The organism is Rhodococcus huquni (assembly GCF_055231055.1).
In genome coordinates, this window is sequence record NZ_JBUYWE010000014.1 from 35,937 (window position 1) to 51,525 (window position 15,589).

The 15,589-nt window shown below is 63.8% G+C and carries 20 protein-coding genes; 13 read left to right on the plus strand and 7 right to left on the minus strand.

Annotation, left to right across the window (positions count from 1 at the left end):
* Positions 1-103 precede the first annotated feature (103 nt).
* From ACZI8R_RS19565 to ACZI8R_RS19600, 8 genes are all read left to right on the plus strand, one after another.
* Positions 104-1,060, plus strand: a complete 957-nt coding sequence (locus tag ACZI8R_RS19565; RefSeq protein ID WP_463381332.1) for a Rossmann-like and DUF2520 domain-containing protein — start codon at positions 104-106, stop codon at positions 1,058-1,060.
* Positions 1,053-1,985, plus strand: a complete 933-nt coding sequence (gene panC / locus ACZI8R_RS19570; RefSeq protein WP_463381333.1) for a pantoate--beta-alanine ligase — start codon at positions 1,053-1,055, stop codon at positions 1,983-1,985. The genes ACZI8R_RS19565 and panC overlap by 8 nt, the downstream gene beginning before the upstream one ends.
* A 20-nt stretch (positions 1,986-2,005) precedes the next feature.
* A complete protein-coding gene (gene panD, locus ACZI8R_RS19575) occupies positions 2,006-2,452 on the plus strand; it encodes an aspartate 1-decarboxylase (protein WP_463381334.1) in 447 nt (148 codons plus the stop codon).
* A gap of 2 nt (positions 2,453-2,454) precedes the next feature.
* Positions 2,455-3,273, plus strand: a complete 819-nt coding sequence (locus ACZI8R_RS19580) for a type III pantothenate kinase (RefSeq protein ID WP_463381335.1) — start codon at positions 2,455-2,457, stop codon at positions 3,271-3,273.
* Between the two features lie 127 nt (positions 3,274-3,400).
* Positions 3,401-3,928 (plus strand): cysteine dioxygenase, encoded by a 528-nt coding sequence (locus ACZI8R_RS19585; RefSeq protein WP_463381336.1) that lies wholly within the window; start codon positions 3,401-3,403, stop codon positions 3,926-3,928.
* Positions 3,925-4,347: a rhodanese-like domain-containing protein gene (locus ACZI8R_RS19590; protein ID WP_463381337.1), complete on the plus strand. Its 423-nt coding sequence runs from the start codon at positions 3,925-3,927 to the stop codon at positions 4,345-4,347. Before ACZI8R_RS19585 ends, ACZI8R_RS19590 begins: the two co-directional genes overlap by 4 nt.
* Before the next feature lie 68 nt (positions 4,348-4,415).
* Positions 4,416-5,927 carry a lysine--tRNA ligase gene (lysS, locus tag ACZI8R_RS19595; protein WP_463381338.1) on the plus strand — a complete coding sequence of 504 codons (1,512 nt, stop codon included), beginning with the start codon at positions 4,416-4,418 and terminating at the stop codon, positions 5,925-5,927.
* A gap of 150 nt (positions 5,928-6,077) precedes the next feature.
* Positions 6,078-6,428 carry a histone-like nucleoid-structuring protein Lsr2 gene (locus ACZI8R_RS19600; RefSeq protein ID WP_463381339.1) on the plus strand — a complete coding sequence of 117 codons (351 nt, stop codon included), beginning with the start codon at positions 6,078-6,080 and terminating at the stop codon, positions 6,426-6,428.
* 110 nt (positions 6,429-6,538) lie between these two features.
* Here the strand turns inward: ACZI8R_RS19600 and ACZI8R_RS19605 are convergent, their stop codons facing one another.
* Positions 6,539-7,123 carry a DUF3558 family protein gene (locus ACZI8R_RS19605; protein ID WP_463381340.1) on the minus strand — a complete coding sequence of 195 codons (585 nt, stop codon included), beginning with the start codon at positions 7,121-7,123 and terminating at the stop codon, positions 6,539-6,541.
* A 365-nt stretch (positions 7,124-7,488) separates the two neighbouring features.
* On the opposite strand from ACZI8R_RS19605, the gene ACZI8R_RS19610 reads away from it, so the two are divergent.
* The gene (locus ACZI8R_RS19610) at positions 7,489-10,041 is read left to right on the plus strand and encodes an ATP-dependent Clp protease ATP-binding subunit (protein ID WP_463381341.1); all 2,553 of its coding nucleotides are present in this window, start codon (positions 7,489-7,491) and stop codon (positions 10,039-10,041) included.
* Positions 10,042-10,109: 68 nt separating this feature from the next.
* On the opposite strand, the gene ACZI8R_RS19615 is transcribed toward ACZI8R_RS19610, so the two are convergent.
* Positions 10,110-10,679 (minus strand): dihydrofolate reductase family protein, encoded by a 570-nt coding sequence (locus tag ACZI8R_RS19615; protein WP_463381342.1) that lies wholly within the window; start codon positions 10,677-10,679, stop codon positions 10,110-10,112.
* 64 nt (positions 10,680-10,743) lie between these two features.
* On the opposite strand from ACZI8R_RS19615, the gene ACZI8R_RS19620 reads away from it, so the two are divergent.
* Positions 10,744-11,316, plus strand: a complete 573-nt coding sequence (locus ACZI8R_RS19620; protein WP_463381343.1) for a TetR/AcrR family transcriptional regulator — start codon at positions 10,744-10,746, stop codon at positions 11,314-11,316.
* On the opposite strand, the gene ACZI8R_RS19625 is transcribed toward ACZI8R_RS19620, so the two are convergent.
* Entirely contained in the window at positions 11,302-11,913 is a 612-nt protein-coding gene (locus ACZI8R_RS19625; protein WP_463381344.1) for a TIGR03086 family metal-binding protein, read from the minus strand. The genes ACZI8R_RS19620 and ACZI8R_RS19625 overlap by 15 nt on opposite strands.
* 62 nt (positions 11,914-11,975) lie before the next feature.
* On the opposite strand from ACZI8R_RS19625, the gene ACZI8R_RS19630 reads away from it, so the two are divergent.
* From ACZI8R_RS19630 to ACZI8R_RS19640, 3 genes are all read left to right on the plus strand, one after another.
* Positions 11,976-12,950 (plus strand): helix-turn-helix transcriptional regulator, encoded by a 975-nt coding sequence (locus tag ACZI8R_RS19630; protein WP_463381345.1) that lies wholly within the window; start codon positions 11,976-11,978, stop codon positions 12,948-12,950.
* A gap of 58 nt (positions 12,951-13,008) precedes the next feature.
* The gene (locus tag ACZI8R_RS19635) at positions 13,009-13,446 is read left to right on the plus strand and encodes an OsmC family protein (RefSeq protein ID WP_463381346.1); all 438 of its coding nucleotides are present in this window, start codon (positions 13,009-13,011) and stop codon (positions 13,444-13,446) included.
* Positions 13,447-13,572: 126 nt separating this feature from the next.
* Positions 13,573-13,833, plus strand: coding sequence for a response regulator transcription factor (locus ACZI8R_RS19640; RefSeq protein ID WP_463381347.1), 261 nt, complete (start codon positions 13,573-13,575; stop codon positions 13,831-13,833).
* Here the strand turns inward: ACZI8R_RS19640 and ACZI8R_RS19645 are convergent, their stop codons facing one another.
* Genes ACZI8R_RS19645 through ACZI8R_RS19660 form a run of 4 tightly spaced genes read right to left on the minus strand, consistent with a single transcriptional unit; the run spans position 13,834 to position 15,570 of the window.
* Complete coding sequence (locus ACZI8R_RS19645) at positions 13,834-14,169, minus strand: ScnB (RefSeq protein WP_463381348.1); 336 nt, start codon at positions 14,167-14,169, stop codon at positions 13,834-13,836.
* Entirely contained in the window at positions 14,166-14,855 is a 690-nt protein-coding gene (gene scnC / locus ACZI8R_RS19650) for a thiocyanate hydrolase subunit gamma (protein WP_463381349.1), read from the minus strand. The genes ACZI8R_RS19645 and scnC overlap by 4 nt, the downstream gene beginning before the upstream one ends.
* Entirely contained in the window at positions 14,852-15,136 is a 285-nt protein-coding gene (locus tag ACZI8R_RS19655; protein WP_463381350.1) for an SH3-like domain-containing protein, read from the minus strand. The genes scnC and ACZI8R_RS19655 overlap by 4 nt, the downstream gene beginning before the upstream one ends.
* Positions 15,133-15,570: a hypothetical protein gene (locus ACZI8R_RS19660; RefSeq protein ID WP_463381351.1), complete on the minus strand. Its 438-nt coding sequence runs from the start codon at positions 15,568-15,570 to the stop codon at positions 15,133-15,135. The genes ACZI8R_RS19655 and ACZI8R_RS19660 overlap by 4 nt, the downstream gene beginning before the upstream one ends.
* Positions 15,571-15,589: the final 19 nt, after the last annotated feature.

Consider the following 15,589-nt stretch of genomic DNA (forward strand, 5'->3'; position numbering starts at 1 on the left):
ATCACTGCGCTGCGGCGTGGCGGGTCGGCCTGCGCGCGGACTATTCTCTCGTCAGGACGTCTGGTACCCGCACAGCGGGACTGGAACGAACGAGAGGACGACTGTGACTTCCTTCGGGATCACGAATGGGCCTGCACCTGCACGATTGACGGTGGGAATCGTCTCGGCGGGAAGGGTGGGCACCGCTGTCGGCGCCGCGTTGGAGCGGGTCGGTCATGTTGTCGTCGCCTGTTCGGCCGTATCCGAAGCGTCCCGATCGCGCGCGAAGTCACGACTTCCCGAAACCGAGGTCCTGCCTGTCGACGCAGTGGCCGGCCGGGTGGAACTGCTCGTACTCGCGGTACCCGACACCGAACTTTCCGCGCTCGTCGGCGGTCTCGCCGCAACCGACGCGGTCGGACCCGGCACCATCGTTGTCCACACCTCGGGCGCGAACGGGATCGGGATTCTCGCCCCGCTCGCAGCCAAGGGTGCTCTCCCGCTCGCGATCCATCCCGCGATGACGTTCACCGGTCACGACGAGGACACCGCACGCTTGTCGTCTGCGTGCTTCGGGATCACCGCGGCCGACGACATCGGGTACGCCATCGCCCAAGCCCTGGTCCTCGAGATCGGTGGCGAGCCCGTCCGTGTGGACGAGGCCGTGCGGCCCCTCTATCACGCAGCACTGGCACACGGCAGCAATCACTTGGTCACGCTCGTTGCGGACGCAGTGGAGGCATTGCGGGTCGCGTTGGAGGGGCAGGAACTGCTCGGCCAGGAATTGGTCGGCGACGAGCCTGGTGGAGTGGCCGAGCGTGTCATCGCCCCGCTCCTCACGGCTGCACTCGACAACGTGTTGCGCCGGGGACCGTCGGCCTTGACCGGTCCGGTGGCAAGGGGCGACGTCGAGGCCGTCGCGACACACTTGCAGACCTTGTCCGATGTGGACCCGAGAATCGCGGAAGGGTATCGGGCGCTCTCGCTCCGATCGGCGCAGCGAGCGCGCAGCAGTCGCGACATGATCGATCTGTTGGAAACACCGACGGTTACGAAGAGTGGAGGTGAGTCCTGTGAGTGAGCTTCAGGGCGGATACACGCGCGGTGAACTCACCGTGCATCACGACCCGCAGATGCTGCATCGTGTGACCAAGGCACTGCGCGGAGTGGGCCGGAAGGTCGCGCTGGTGCCGACCATGGGCGCGTTGCACGCCGGACACATGGAACTGGTGGATCAGGCCAAGATCACCGGCGCCGTGGTCGTGGTGTCGCTTTTCGTGAACCCACTGCAGTTCGGTTCCGGCGAGGATCTGGATGCGTACCCGCGCACCGTCGAGGCCGATCTCGAGCTGCTCCGTGAGGCAGGTGTCGAACTCGCGTTCGTTCCCACCGCCGCGCAGATGTACCCGTCGGGACCTCGGAGCACGATTCATCCGGGTCCGCTGGGTGGCGAATTGGAAGGTGCTGCTAGGCCGTCGCACTTCTCCGGGATGCTCACCGTGGTCGCGAAGCTCCTGCAGATCGTGGCGCCGAACTTCGCGGTCTTCGGCGAGAAGGACTATCAACAGCTGATATTGGTCCAGCAGATGGTGCGGGACTTGAACTTCGACGTCGACATCTTCGGAGTCCCGACGGTCCGTGAGCACGACGGACTGGCTCTGTCCTCGCGGAACCGCTACCTCGATGATGCTCACCGCGACGCGGCTACCGCATTGTCCGCAGCGCTCATCGCGGGTGCGCATGCCGCAGCCGGGGGAGCAGAGGCGATCGTCGCCACTGCCCGTGAAGTGCTCGCCGCCGTGCCGGAAGTCGAGATCGACTACCTAGAGGTGCGAGGTCTCGACCTCGGATCCGCCCCGGAGCGTGGCGACGGCAGACTCCTGGTCGCGGCGCGTATCGGAACCACTCGACTGATCGACAACGTCGGGGTCGCAGTCGGAACCGGCTTTCTCGAACGTGACACCGAACCCGACCCGGCATCCGCCGACGATCTCCTCACCCGATAGAAAGCAGTAAGGACCACAACATGTTTCGCACCATGATGAAGTCGAAGATCCACCGCGCCACCGTTACTCACGCCGACCTGCACTACGTCGGTTCCGTCACGGTCGATCAGGACCTGATGGATGCCGCCGATCTGCTCGAGGGTGAGCAGGTGTGCATCGTCGACATCGACAACGGTGCTCGCCTCGAGACCTACGTCATCGCCGGTGAGCGCGGCAGCGGAGTCATCGGAATCAACGGTGCAGCAGCGCATCTGGTCAAGCCCGGTGACCTCGTCATCCTCATCGCATACGGCGTGATGAGCGAGGAGGAGGTACGCGAGTACCAGCCGCGCGTCGTCTTCGTGGACTCCGACAACAAGCAGGTGGAGCTGGGATCGGATCCGGCACATGCACCGGAGGGCTCCGGCCTCGTGACGCCCCGCATGCTCTCCGAGCTGGACAGCCCGCGCGAATCCAGCCTGGTCTGACCATGCTGTTGGCCGTCGACGTCCGGAACACCAGCATGGTGCTCGGCCTCTTCACAGGGGTCGGTGAGCACGCAACGCTGGTGCAGGACTGGCGGATGCGTACCGATTCCCGAATGACCGCCGACGAGTTGGCGCTGAAGTTTCGCGGACTGCTCGGTTCTCACACGGAGCAGATCGTGGGCGTGACCGCGTTGTCCACGGTGCCTGCCGTCCTTCGGGAGATCCGGGTGATGCTGGATCGGTACTGGGGTCATGTTCCGCATGTGGTGGTGGAACCCGGTGTGCGAACCGGAGTTCCGCTCCTGGTGGACAATCCGAAAGAGGTCGGCGCCGACCGGATCGTGAACAGTCTTGCGGCGCACCATCTGTACGGCACTGCCGCGATCGTCGTGGACTTCGGTACGTCGACCTGCATCGACGTCGTGTCCGCGAAGGGTGAGTTTCTGGGCGGCTCCATTGCGCCAGGGCTGACGATTTCCACCGACGCACTGGCATCGCAGTCGGCAGCTCTGCGCAAGGTGGAGTTGGTGCGCCCGCGATCGGTCGTCGGCAAGAACACCGTCGAGTGCATGCAATCGGGGGCCGTGTTCGGATTCGCAGGATTGGTGGACGGCCTCGTGCGCCGGGTGCGAGCCGAGCTGCCCGCCTTCGCCGGACCCGACGTGGCAGTCATCGCCACGGGGGACACCGCACCCCTGATCATTCCCGAATCCGAGACGATCGAACACTACGAGAGTCACCTGACCCTGGACGGACTGCGGCTGGTGTTCGAACGCAACCAGACACGTCGCGGTCCTGGTCGGCGGCCTGCAAGTCAGTAGCCGGGGGTTTCGTCCGGGCGAGACTTGTGTCAGACTGTTCGACGTGAACTTTGTCGCGGGTGCTCAGGAGTGTTGTCGAGGCTGAACGCTGCCTCGACCAATTTTTCACACTCCTGGAGTCTCATCCGTGCTCTCTACATATTCTTCTTCTGCGTCTGCACCCACTCGCTTGCGCCCGGTCGACCTGTTGCGTATCACCGATCAAGGTGCCGCCGAGGTCCTCGACGGGCGTTACGACCACCGACTTCCCAGCGCGTGGCCAGAGAGTGAGCGCTGGTCCACGCGTCTGTATTCCGACGACGATCTCGACGTCTGGTTGATCAGCTGGGTTCCCGAACGTAATACCGAATTGCACGACCACGCAGGGTCTTTCGGGGCTCTGACCGTGCTGAGTGGTTCTCTTGCCGAGTACCGCTGGTCCGGCAATCAGCTTCGCCGTCGCACTCTCGATGCCGGCGATCAGGCGTCCTTTCCGCTCGGCTGGGTCCACGATGTGGTTCGTGCACCGGAACCCACCCACGTCACACCGACACTGAGCGTCCACGCGTATTCACCACCGCTCACCGCGATGTCCTTCTACGAGGTGACACCGCACCGCACTCTGCGCCGTACGCGAACCGAACTCACGAACGTCCACGAGGGAGCACTCGGATGACCATCGAGGACATGCTCGCCGAGGCTCGGTCTCGGATCGACAGGATGTACGCATTCCAGCTCTCGGACGCTCTCGCGCGCGGCGCAGTCGTCGTGGACATTCGGCCGCAGGCTCAGCGGCAGCGTGAGGGAACGCTGCCCGGGGCCCTCGCGATCGAGCGCAACGTGCTCGAATGGCGTCTGGATCCGTCGAGCAGTGCGCGGTTGTCGGCGGCCGTGGATCACGAGGTCGAATGGATCATCGTGTGCTCCGAGGGGTACACGTCCAGCCTTGCCGCTGCCTCGCTGCAACAGCTCGGTCTGCGCAATGCCACCGATCTGGTCGGTGGATACCAGGCGATCAAGGCTGCCGGCCTCGTGGGCGCGCTCGTGGCGACCCCGCATTGCACACGCGAACTCGCGACGGTGGCCGCGCACTGACGTCCGGTGTAGCGAGCCGCCCCGGGTGACCTCGGGCTGCCTACCGGCAGGTATTAGGCTGGTCTCTCGTGAGTGAAGTAGCAGCGCAGCCAGTCGACGACACCCCCGAGCAGCTCCGCATCCGGCAGGAGAAGCGGGAGCGCCTTCTCGATGAAGGGCGTGAGGCCTATCCGGTGTCGGTGCCGCGCACTCACTCGCTCGCCGAGATCCGCGCGAAGTACCCGGAGCTGGAGGCCGATACGGCCACCGGCGACGAGGTCGGCGTGGCGGGGCGCATCATCTTCATGCGCAACACCGGCAAGCTGTGCTTCGCGACCCTCCAGGAAGGTGACGGCACGCAACTGCAGGCCATGATCAGCCTGGCGGGCGTCGGTGAAGCGGCACTCGCCGCGTGGAAGTCGGACCTGGACCTCGGTGACTTCGTGTTCGTACACGGTGAAGTCATCAGCTCGCGCCGCGGTGAACTCAGTGTGATGGCGGATTCGTGGGAGATCGCGTCCAAGTCGTTGCGTCCACTGCCGGTTGCGCACAAGGAGATGAACGAGGAGTCTCGCGTCCGGCAGCGGTATGCGGACCTGATCGTGCGCCCCGAAGCACGCGAGAATGCCAGGAAGCGCGTGTCCGTGGTCCGTGCGTTGCGCGATTCGCTCAATCGTCGCGGCTTCCTCGAGGTCGAGACCCCGATGCTGCAGACCCTGCACGGTGGCGCGGCGGCGCGGCCGTTCGTGACGCACTCGAATGCACTCGACATGGATCTGTACCTCAGGATTGCACCTGAGCTGTTCCTCAAGCGCTGCGTGGTCGGTGGTATCGAGAAGGTATTCGAGATCAACCGGAACTTCCGCAACGAGGGGGTCGATTCCACCCATTCGCCAGAGTTCGCGATGCTCGAGACGTACGAGGCTTACGGCACGTACGACGACTCGGCAGTCATGATCCGGGAACTGGTCCAGGAGGTTGCCCAGGAGGCGTTCGGCACACAGGTCGTGACGCTGGCCGACGGCACGGAGTACGACCTGAGTGGCGAGTGGAAGACCCTCGAGATGTACCCGTCGCTGTCCGAGGCGATCGGCGTCGAGGTGACCCCGGAAACCACCGTCGCAGAACTCCTGGCCCTGGCGAAGAAGGTCGGTCTCGAGATCCCGGAAGGAAAGGGCTACGGGCACGGCAAGCTGGTCGAGGAGCTGTGGGAGCACCAGTGCGGTGACCAACTCTTCGCGCCGACGTTCGTTCGGGACTTCCCGGTGGAGACATCACCGCTCACTCGTGACCACCGCAGCAAGGCGGGCGTCACGGAGAAGTGGGATCTGTACGTACGCGGGTTCGAACTGGCGACGGGCTACTCGGAACTCGTGGATCCGGTCATCCAGCGTGAACGATTCGTCGATCAGGCGCGTCTCGCATCGGCCGGTGACGACGAGGCGATGGTTCTCGACGAGGACTTCCTCGCCGCGATGGAGCAGGGCATGCCGCCCACCACCGGTACGGGAATGGGAATCGATCGACTTCTCATGGCACTGACCGGTTTGGGAATCCGCGAAACAATTCTGTTCCCGATTGTTCGACCTGGTGCGCGCTGATTCTTCGCATTCAATACGTTCGACCGATTCACATCTGATCCACTCCCCATTTGTGGGTATTCTCTGACTCGGGTATCGGGGTAAGGTTGCGCACGGGTACAGCTCGCGTTGCAGCAGTCATGCCGTTTCATTCGAGAGGAATAACATCCCATGGCCAAGAAGGTCACAGTGACGTTGATCGATGACGTCGACCAGGACAAGTCCGCCGACGAGACCGTCGAGTTCGGGTTGGACGGTGTGCAGTACGAGATCGATCTTTCGTCCGAGAATGCCGCAAAATTGCGTGGTGAGCTGGATGTATGGGTTTCGAACGCGCGTAAGACAACGGCACGTAAGCGTGGCCGCGCAGCGGTAACGGCTGCTGCCGGTAAGTCTCGGGTTTCGGTCGATCGTGAGCAGAGTGCCGCAATACGCGAGTGGGCACGAAAGAACAACAAGAAAGTATCGGCGCGTGGTCGCATATCCGCCGAAATTATCGAGGCGTACAACAACGCCAACTGATCGAATCCGACGCCAGCTGAAAGATAACTGGCGTCGGATTTTCTTTGATTGCGGCTTCGTCGTCCTGTGAGTGGTCAGCGAGTCCAGGGACTCGTCGACCACTCACAGGTTTATTCCCAGTCGAGATTCGAATCGGCGATGCGGGCGAGGTCGGCAGCCTGATCGCACCACTTCAGGTTCGCGTTGGCTTGGTCGGAAGCCTTCGCCTGGGCGGTCGGCGTCACCGACACCAGCAATGTCCGATCGTTGCCGTACTGCACCCGAACCGTGCAATTGCCGGGGGTGCCGCTCGCCAACTGGATGTCCTTGCCGCCGGCGTCTCCGATCACTTCGTAGTCCATACCCGTGTCGGGACCGACCATGAACGCGAGGCTCGCGGTGCCCTCGCCGAAGCCGCCCCAGTCGCAGCCGGTGATGTCCGGTGAATCCTGTGGGGAGCGTTGCGCCGAGATTTCCGGAACCCCGGCTGCCTCCGCGGCCTTCTCGGAAGGGACCAGACTGCACGGATCGACACCTTCGAAGGCCGGCGACGCTTCAGCTTTTGCAGCCTCCGATGTGGATGCCGAGGGCGACCCTTCGGCTTCGTTCGACTTGTCGGAATCGCTGCCGCATCCTGCGATCGCGGCAATCGACAGAACCACGGATGCGGCGGCAACGATTCGTTTGCGATCCGAACGGGTGACCGACAGGGTCATATCGAGTTCCTTACTGAGACGACGCGCCGCTGCGGCAACACGACACTTCGGACTTTGGCGCTGCCAGCGTAGCGGGGCATTCGAGGGCATCGATCGCGGCTTGTCGGGGCTGTTCGCTCCCGGCGTACACGGTGGGGGAAACGAATGTCCTAGCTGCGACGTTATGCAGGGTGAACGGATTCGAACCTTCACCGATCCGGGTGGAGGGGCACCGGTCGGATGGTCGTCCCACTAGAGTATGAGGTGGGGTCGTGGAACCTGAAACGGTTCGACGCCATCCGCCACTTGTGCCGGAGCGAAACGCGGCGGACGGGGACGAGACATCCGGTCTCGTGATCGGTCGTCGGAAAGTGTGAGGGAGAGCGATGTTCGAGAGGTTCACCGATCGCGCACGGCGCGTTGTTGTCCTGGCTCAAGAAGAAGCCAGGATGCTCAACCACAACTACATCGGTACGGAGCACATCCTGCTCGGCCTCATTCATGAGGGCGAGGGTGTCGCCGCCAAGTCGCTGGAGTCGTTGGGCATCTCCCTCGAAGGAGTGCGCAGCCAGGTCGAAGAGATCATCGGTCAGGGTCAGCAGGCCCCGTCCGGTCACATCCCCTTCACCCCGCGCGCCAAGAAGGTCCTCGAGCTCAGCCTGCGTGAGGCGCTGCAGCTCGGACACAACTACATCGGCACGGAGCACATTCTGCTCGGCCTCATCCGCGAGGGTGAGGGCGTGGCGGCCCAGGTTCTCGTCAAGCTCGGTGCAGACCTCAACCGGGTGCGTCAGCAGGTCATCCAGCTGCTCTCCGGGTACCAGGGCAAGGAGCCGACCGAGGCGGGCGGCGCCCGCGGCGAGGCCGGCACCCCGTCGACTTCGCTGGTCCTCGACCAGTTCGGTCGCAACCTCACCCAGGCTGCCCTCGAAGGGAAACTGGACCCTGTCATCGGCCGCTCGAAGGAGATCGAGCGTGTGATGCAGGTGCTCTCGCGCCGCACCAAGAACAACCCGGTGCTCATCGGTGAGCCCGGTGTCGGTAAGACGGCCGTCGTCGAAGGCCTGGCGCAGGCGATCGTCAACGGCGAGGTCCCGGAGACCCTCAAGGACAAGCAGCTCTACACGCTCGACCTCGGGTCGCTCGTGGCCGGCAGCCGTTACCGCGGTGACTTCGAGGAGCGCCTGAAGAAGGTTCTCAAGGAGATCAACACCCGCGGCGACATCATCCTGTTCATCGACGAGCTCCACACTCTCGTGGGTGCAGGTGCCGCAGAGGGCGCCATCGACGCGGCCTCGATCCTCAAGCCGAAGCTTGCCCGCGGCGAGCTGCAGACCATCGGCGCGACCACCCTCGACGAGTACCGCAAGTACATCGAAAAGGATGCCGCACTCGAGCGTCGTTTCCAGCCGGTGCAGGTCGGCGAGCCGTCGGTCGACCACACCATCGAGATCCTCAAGGGACTGCGCGACCGCTACGAGGCGCACCACCGCGTGTCCATCACCGACGGTGCCCTGGTTGCGGCGGCGACCCTCGCGGACCGCTACATCAACGACCGCTTCTTGCCGGACAAGGCGATCGACCTCATCGACGAGGCCGGTGCCCGAATGCGCATTCGTCGGATGACCGCTCCGCCGGACCTGCGCGAGTTCGACGACAAGATCGCCGATGCCCGTCGCGAGAAGGAATCCGCGATCGACGCGCAGGACTTCGAGAAGGCTGCGAACCTGCGCGACAAGGAGAAGACGCTCGTCGCTCAGCGCGCAGAGCGCGAGAAGCAGTGGCGTTCCGGTGACCTGGACGTCATCGCCGAGGTCGACGACGAGCAGATCGCCGAGGTTCTGGGCAACTGGACCGGTATTCCCGTCTTCAAGCTCACCGAGGAGGAGACCACCCGTCTGCTCCGCATGGAGGAGGAGCTGCACAAGCGGATCATCGGCCAGGAAGACGCGGTCAAGGCGGTTGCGAAGGCAATCCGTCGTACCCGCGCCGGCCTGAAGGACCCGAAGCGTCCGTCCGGCTCGTTCATCTTCGCCGGCCCGTCCGGTGTCGGTAAGACCGAGCTCGCGAAGTCGCTCGCCAACTTCTTGTTCGGCGAGGACGACGCCCTCATCCAGATCGACATGGGCGAGTTCCACGACCGCTTCACTGCTTCGCGGCTGTTCGGTGCCCCTCCCGGGTACGTCGGCTACGAAGAGGGCGGCCAGCTCACAGAGAAGGTGCGCCGCAAGCCGTTCAGCGTCGTGCTGTTCGACGAGATCGAGAAGGCCCATCAGGAGATTTACAACACGCTCCTGCAGGTGCTCGAAGACGGCCGTCTGACCGATGGTCAGGGCCGCACCGTGGACTTCAAGAACACGGTGCTCATCTTCACCTCGAACCTCGGTACCTCGGACATCTCCAAGGCTGTGGGCCTCGGCTTCACCACAGGTAAGGGCGACGAGTCGAACTACGAGCGGATGAAGCTCAAGGTGAACGACGAGCTGAAGAAGCACTTCCGGCCCGAGTTCCTCAACCGTATCGACGACATCGTCGTGTTCCACCAGCTCACCACGGAGCAGATCGTGGAGATGGTGGATCTCATGGTGGCGCGCGTCGAGAAGGCACTGAAGAACAAGGACATGGCCATCGAGATCACCGACAAGGCGAAGGCACTGCTCGCCAAGCGCGGATTCGATCCGGTGCTCGGTGCGCGTCCGTTGCGTCGCACGATCCAGCGCGAGATCGAGGATCAGCTGTCGGAGAAGATCCTCTTCGGAGAGATCGGCCCCGGCCACATCGTGCTCGTCGACGTCGAGAACTGGGACGGCGAAGGCCAGGGCGAGGACGCCAAGTTCACGTTCGCGCCGAGCGACAAGCCGGTCGAGGTTCCGGATTCGCCGGAGACCGTGCTGTCGAGCACGTCGGGCGAAGGTGAAGGAACCAGCCAGGAGTCCTGACACCCAGGCAACGAGAGCGGGCCACCAGCATCACGCTGGTGGTCCGCTCTCGTTTGGCGCACTGGTGATCAGGTACGGCTGAGCCAGGTGACTACCGCGCCGTTGTCGAACTGCTCCGATCCGGTCGGGTGGAACAGCGTCGGATCGAAGGCGCCGTCGAACACGGAAAGACCCGATCCCGCGACCACCGGGTACCGTTTGATGATCATCTCGTCGATTTCCGGGAGGAGCGCACCTGCGAGTTTGCCCCCGCCGGCGAGCCAGATGTCCAAGCCGGACTCTTCCTTGAGTTGGTGTATCAATTCGACCGGGTCGGTGGCGATGGTGACGGCAGGGTCGTCCGAATCGCCGAGAGTTTTCGACACCACGTACTGCCGAAGGTGGGCGTACGGACTCGTGATGCCGATGGCGAGTGCGGGGTCGTACGTGGCCCGGCCCATGACGACGGTGTCGAAGGCCTGATTCTCGGCGTCGGTCAGGCCGAAGGGCTCTCGCAAATGGGTGGGCACGGTGTCGGGGTAGCGCTCGTTGATCCAGCCGGCCATCGTCTCCGACACGGGAAAGAACTCGATCTGTTCGTCCGGTCCGGCGATGTAGCCGTCGAGGGTGGTGCCGACGTAGTAGACGAGCTTTCGCATTACCACTCCATTCGTAGTACTCTGTCTGTAGTTCGAGAATGTACTACAGATGGAGTGGTGTCAAGTGCGTCGAAATCCGGAACGTAGAGCAGCTCTTGTCGATGCAGCTATCGAGGTGCTGGCCGACGAGGGGGCTCGTGGGCTCACCTTCCGTGCGGTGGATGCGCGCGCTGCGGTGCCCAACGGGACGGCCTCGAACTACTTCGCCAATCGCGACGACCTGTTGACCCAGTCGGGCGGGAGAATCTACGAGCGCCTCGTGCCCGAAAGTGCGGTTTTCGCAGATCTGGCGAAGGGTGCTCACGACGTCGCCCACCTGACGAAGTTGATGCGCGAGACCGTCGAGAGAGTCGCAACGTTCCGGACCGGGTTCCTCGCTTTGCTCGAGCTCAGGCTGGAGGCGACCCGTCGCCCCGAACTTCGCCGCGTCCTCGGAGAACGTGTACGCGCCGACCTCGACTTCAACATCGAGAACCACCTCGCTTCCGGTATGCCGGGCGACGCCACCACGGTGGAGTTGCTGTATTCGGCACTCAACTGGATGGTCGTCGATCGCCTGACGTTGCCCGACCTGCACGACGAGGCGCATTTCGACCGCCTCGTCGCTGCCGCCGTGGAGCGTTCACTGCCCCGATGACGAGCCCTCCCGGCGTCCGTGGCCGGACCAGTTCGCCAGCTTCTCCGTCGGACCTGCATCCGGTGAAGATTCGACGACTTCGTCGAAGGGGATGAACCCGCCACGTGGCGAGGCGGGAATCATCGCGCGGGCCATGGTCAGTGCGGCCTCCGCCACGTCGGGCGCGGCCTCGGGCTTCTGCTGCGTTGCCACGGCGAGGTCCCAGCCGTGCACGAGCGTCTCGTTGAGGTAGCCGCCGATGGCGCCGCGGCCGGGTACCGGGCCCCACGGGGGAGTCACCACGGTGTCGAGGAGGGCGTCATCGTTCCAGACTGCCCACATCCGCTCGGTGGCCGAGCGGTAGGCGTTCCCGTAGTCACCATCGGCGATGTCGGTGAGAACCAAAGGGACGGAAGCGGGATCACCGCCGGCGCCGATGACTCGCGCACGCTCCACGGTGGCGACGAGGTGCCCGAGCAAGGTGCGAACGTCGAATTCGACGCATGGGGTAGGGAGGGGTAGCTGGTCCGTCTGCACTCCGTCGATCAATTCGGAGACCCAGGCGAGGGCATCGCGGTAGAGGGGGCGAGGGTCCGTGTGTGTCGCTGTGTTGGTCATGAGGTCTACTTTCGACCCCATACATGACATCTTCTGTCATGTATCTCTGAAAGACTTTCCGTATGCGCGCAGACCGTCTCCTCTCACTCGTTCTCCTGTTGCGCAATCGTGGTCGCATGTCGGCGTCGGCCCTCGCTCTGGAGTTGGAGGTGTCGCCGCGAACCGTCCTGCGTGACATCGAGGCGCTGTCCACATCCGGGATCCCGGTCTACGCAGAGCGGGGCCGCGACGGCGGCTTCGAGCTCCTACCCGGATTCACGACCGATCTCACCGGCCTCACGGTCGAGGAGTCCAAGGCCCTGCTTGCCGCAGGTTCGGCAGGGACGTCCGAAACGTTGGGGATGGCACCTGCCTTCGCGTCGGCGATGCGAAAGGTGATGGCGGCGATGCCGGAAGCCCACCGCGCCGCGGCGTCGAAAGTTGCCGAGCGCATTCTGGTCAGCGAGAGCGGTTGGTTGATCGACCCGCATCGTGACGAGTACCTCGGACTGGTGCAAGAGGCGGTGTTCGTCGGCCGCCGCATACGTATGACGTACGCGGCCGCCGACAAGGAGCCGTCGGTTCGTGTCGTGGACCCGATCGGATTGGTGAATGCCTCGGGCCATTGGTACCTCGTCGCACTGCATGACGGACAGGAGCGCACCTATCGGCTGTCGCGGATGACGGACGTGTCGATGCTGGACGAGCTGGCGAATCGGCCGGCGGACATCGATCTGCGGGCGATGTGGGTATCGCGTCGCGAACGGTTTCGAGCGACGCGGGACTTCGTCACTGCAGTTCTGCGAATACGTACCCACCGGGTGGAAGCGATCGCGGGCACCACGATTGCGATCGTGTCGAACACCGATCGAGGCGATGGGTGGTCCGTGGTGGAAGCGGAGTTCGGGGGCGTGGCGCACGTCGCGAACACGGTGTGGCGCTACGGGGACGACTGCGAGGTCGTGGCACCTGACGAGGTGCGGCAGGAAGTACGGGAACGGGCCCTCCGGGTGGTGGCCCGGCACGGTAGTGGTGACGGGTGGGCAGGACTCTCCTGAACGAGTACGTTTCGGGATGGACGTAATTCTCGACTCCGATCAGGAATGAGGAAACGCGATGCCCACACGGACCGCACGCACTGCTTGGAACGGAACTCTCGAACAGGGAAGTGGGCAGGTCGAACTGTCCAGTTCCGGGGCAGCCACTTTCGAGGTCTCGTTCCCCAAACGCGCGGCGGACGACGCCGGCGGCACCACCAGCCCGGAGGAACTGATCGCCGCCGCCCACTCGTCGTGCTACGCGATGCAGTTGTCGGCGCTGGTCGCGGAAGCAGGTGGGACGCCGCAGAGTCTCGAGGTGAAGGCGGAGGTCTCGCTCGGCCCGGACGATCCAGGATTCAAACTGACGGGGATCAAGCTGATCGTGCGCGGCGAGGTCGACGGGCTCGATGCGGACGGCTTCGCGAAGGCGGCGCAGGCAGCGAAGGAGTCGTGCCCGGTGAGCAAGGCGCTCACGGGCGTCGAAATCTCGCTGGATGCAGCGTTGGAAAGTTGATCGTTTTAGTAGCTAATTGGAAGCTGCACCTGCGTAAACCGGAGGTTCCGCACGAACGTGTCGGTGGCACCTGATAACTTCTCATTGTTCGGCCGGGTCGGGGCTTAACAAGAGGGGGCTTTCGCAATGGATGCCGTTGTCGAGACCAAGTGTGTGAATATCCAGGCAGCCTTGTCGCATCGCGAGATCGAGGTGCTTCGCGAATGGTTGCGTTGCGAATCGAAGATCGAGGTGGCCCGGCGGCTCTACATTGCCCAGGGCACGGTCAACACCCACCTCGTGCGGATTCGCGACAAGTATGCCGCCGCCGGCCGTCCGGCCACCACCAAGACTGCTCTGCTCGTGCGGGCGTTGCAGGACGGGCTGATCACGATCGACGAATTGTGATCAGCCCTGGCTCCAGCGGTCACGAATCTCGTTCATCTTGGCGGTGAGTTCGTCTTCGCTGACGACCCCTCGATCGAGCAGTTCGTGGGTGGTCGCCACGACCGATCGGCTGTGCACGGGAAAGTCTCGATAGACGGTTTCGCCGAGTTGGTCCTCGGCGTTGCGGCGTTCGAGGTTGTCCCATGCGCCTCGCCACGAGAGGCACTCGCAGACGGCCTGCATGCTCGATTCCCACGGGGCCGGCTTGCGATCCAGATCGGTGAGTCCGGTGTCGGTGCGAACCTGATCGGGTGGGAGGGCTTCGTGTAGGACGCGATAGCCCTCCGCCCTCGTCACGCGGCACCTCCGCTGATCTCCGAAGGCGGCTGCTGCGCCGTCCAATCGGCCCGTGGGAGTGCCACGCCGATCATCGTGTCCCTCGTGACGATCTGGACGAGTTCGTCTTCGCTCCAGCCTTCGGTTCCCTCGGGTCGCATCGGCATCACCATGAACCGTGACTTCTGATTCGAGTCGTGCACGCGGACTTCGACGTTCGGCGGCATGTGCAGTCCGAACTCGGCCAGAACTTGGCGTGGCCACCGCACCATCCGGCGACGGTAGTTGGGGGTGCGATACCAGTCGGGGGACATGCCTAGGACCGGTCTGGGGTAGCACGAGCACAGGGTGCACACGATCACGTTGTGGACCTCTGGGGTGTTCTCGAGGACGTAGAAATAGGTGTAGTCGCTGGGCGTGCCGGACCCGGTGGGGTCCCGCCAGTCGATGCCGATTTCCTTGCACGTCTCGGTCCCGTCCTCGAGTAGCCGCTTCTTGAACTCGGGATCGACCCAGGACTTCGCGACGAGACGCGAACCGCCGGACGGACCCACGGATTCTGCCCATTCGAGGAACATCCGGTGGTCTTCCGTGGAGAACAGGCCCTTCTCGATGGACAGCTCGCGAACTGCCGCCTCGAGGACTTCGAACTCGCTGATCTCTTCCGATTCCCGTATCGGCGCGTGATCGCCGTGGTCACCGCTCATGGGGCTGCCTCCAACCAACGCTCGGAACATTCGGTTTCCAGGGTGTCGACCTCGAATCCCGTGTATCGGTCCCACAGGTCGGCTTGCTTGAATCGGACAACGTAGAACGGTTCCTGTCGGCCGTCCTCTCTGCCCCACGCTTCGTCCTCGGGGATGACCCACTCGGGTCGGTGTTCCACGATCACGCCGGTGTGCCCGCGGATGAAGGCCTGGGTGCGGGTGTGAAACATGGACGTGGACTCGCGGACTCGCACGCGGTCCCCGATCTCGAAGCTTCTCATCGCTGGGCCTCGTGCATTCGCGCTCTCACTTCGTCGAGCTTGGCCGACAACTCGTCGGGTGTGATGACGCCCTTGTTGACAAGAGTCTTCGCGGCGACCGTGATCCACCGCGCGTAATAGGGGAGCCCGAAGTACAGCGTCGCGCCGAGGTCGTTCTCGGCTCGGCGACGTTCTTCGGAATTCCACACCCCTCGCCATCCCAAACATTCGCAGGTGACGTAGGTGTTCATCTCCCAGTCTTCCTCGACCTTCTCCTTGTACTCGACGGGTAGTGCGGGTTGTCCCCCTACGTCGTGGAGTACATGCCGGAGAGCATCGAAGGACTCGTTGGACAGCTCGTACGGGGAGTCGAGGGACTCGCCGCGTACGGGGTTGTATTCGGCTACGCGATCGGACACCGAGTCGAACTCGGCTCGGGTGGACTGAGTACCCATCTATTGCTCCGCTCGGGAT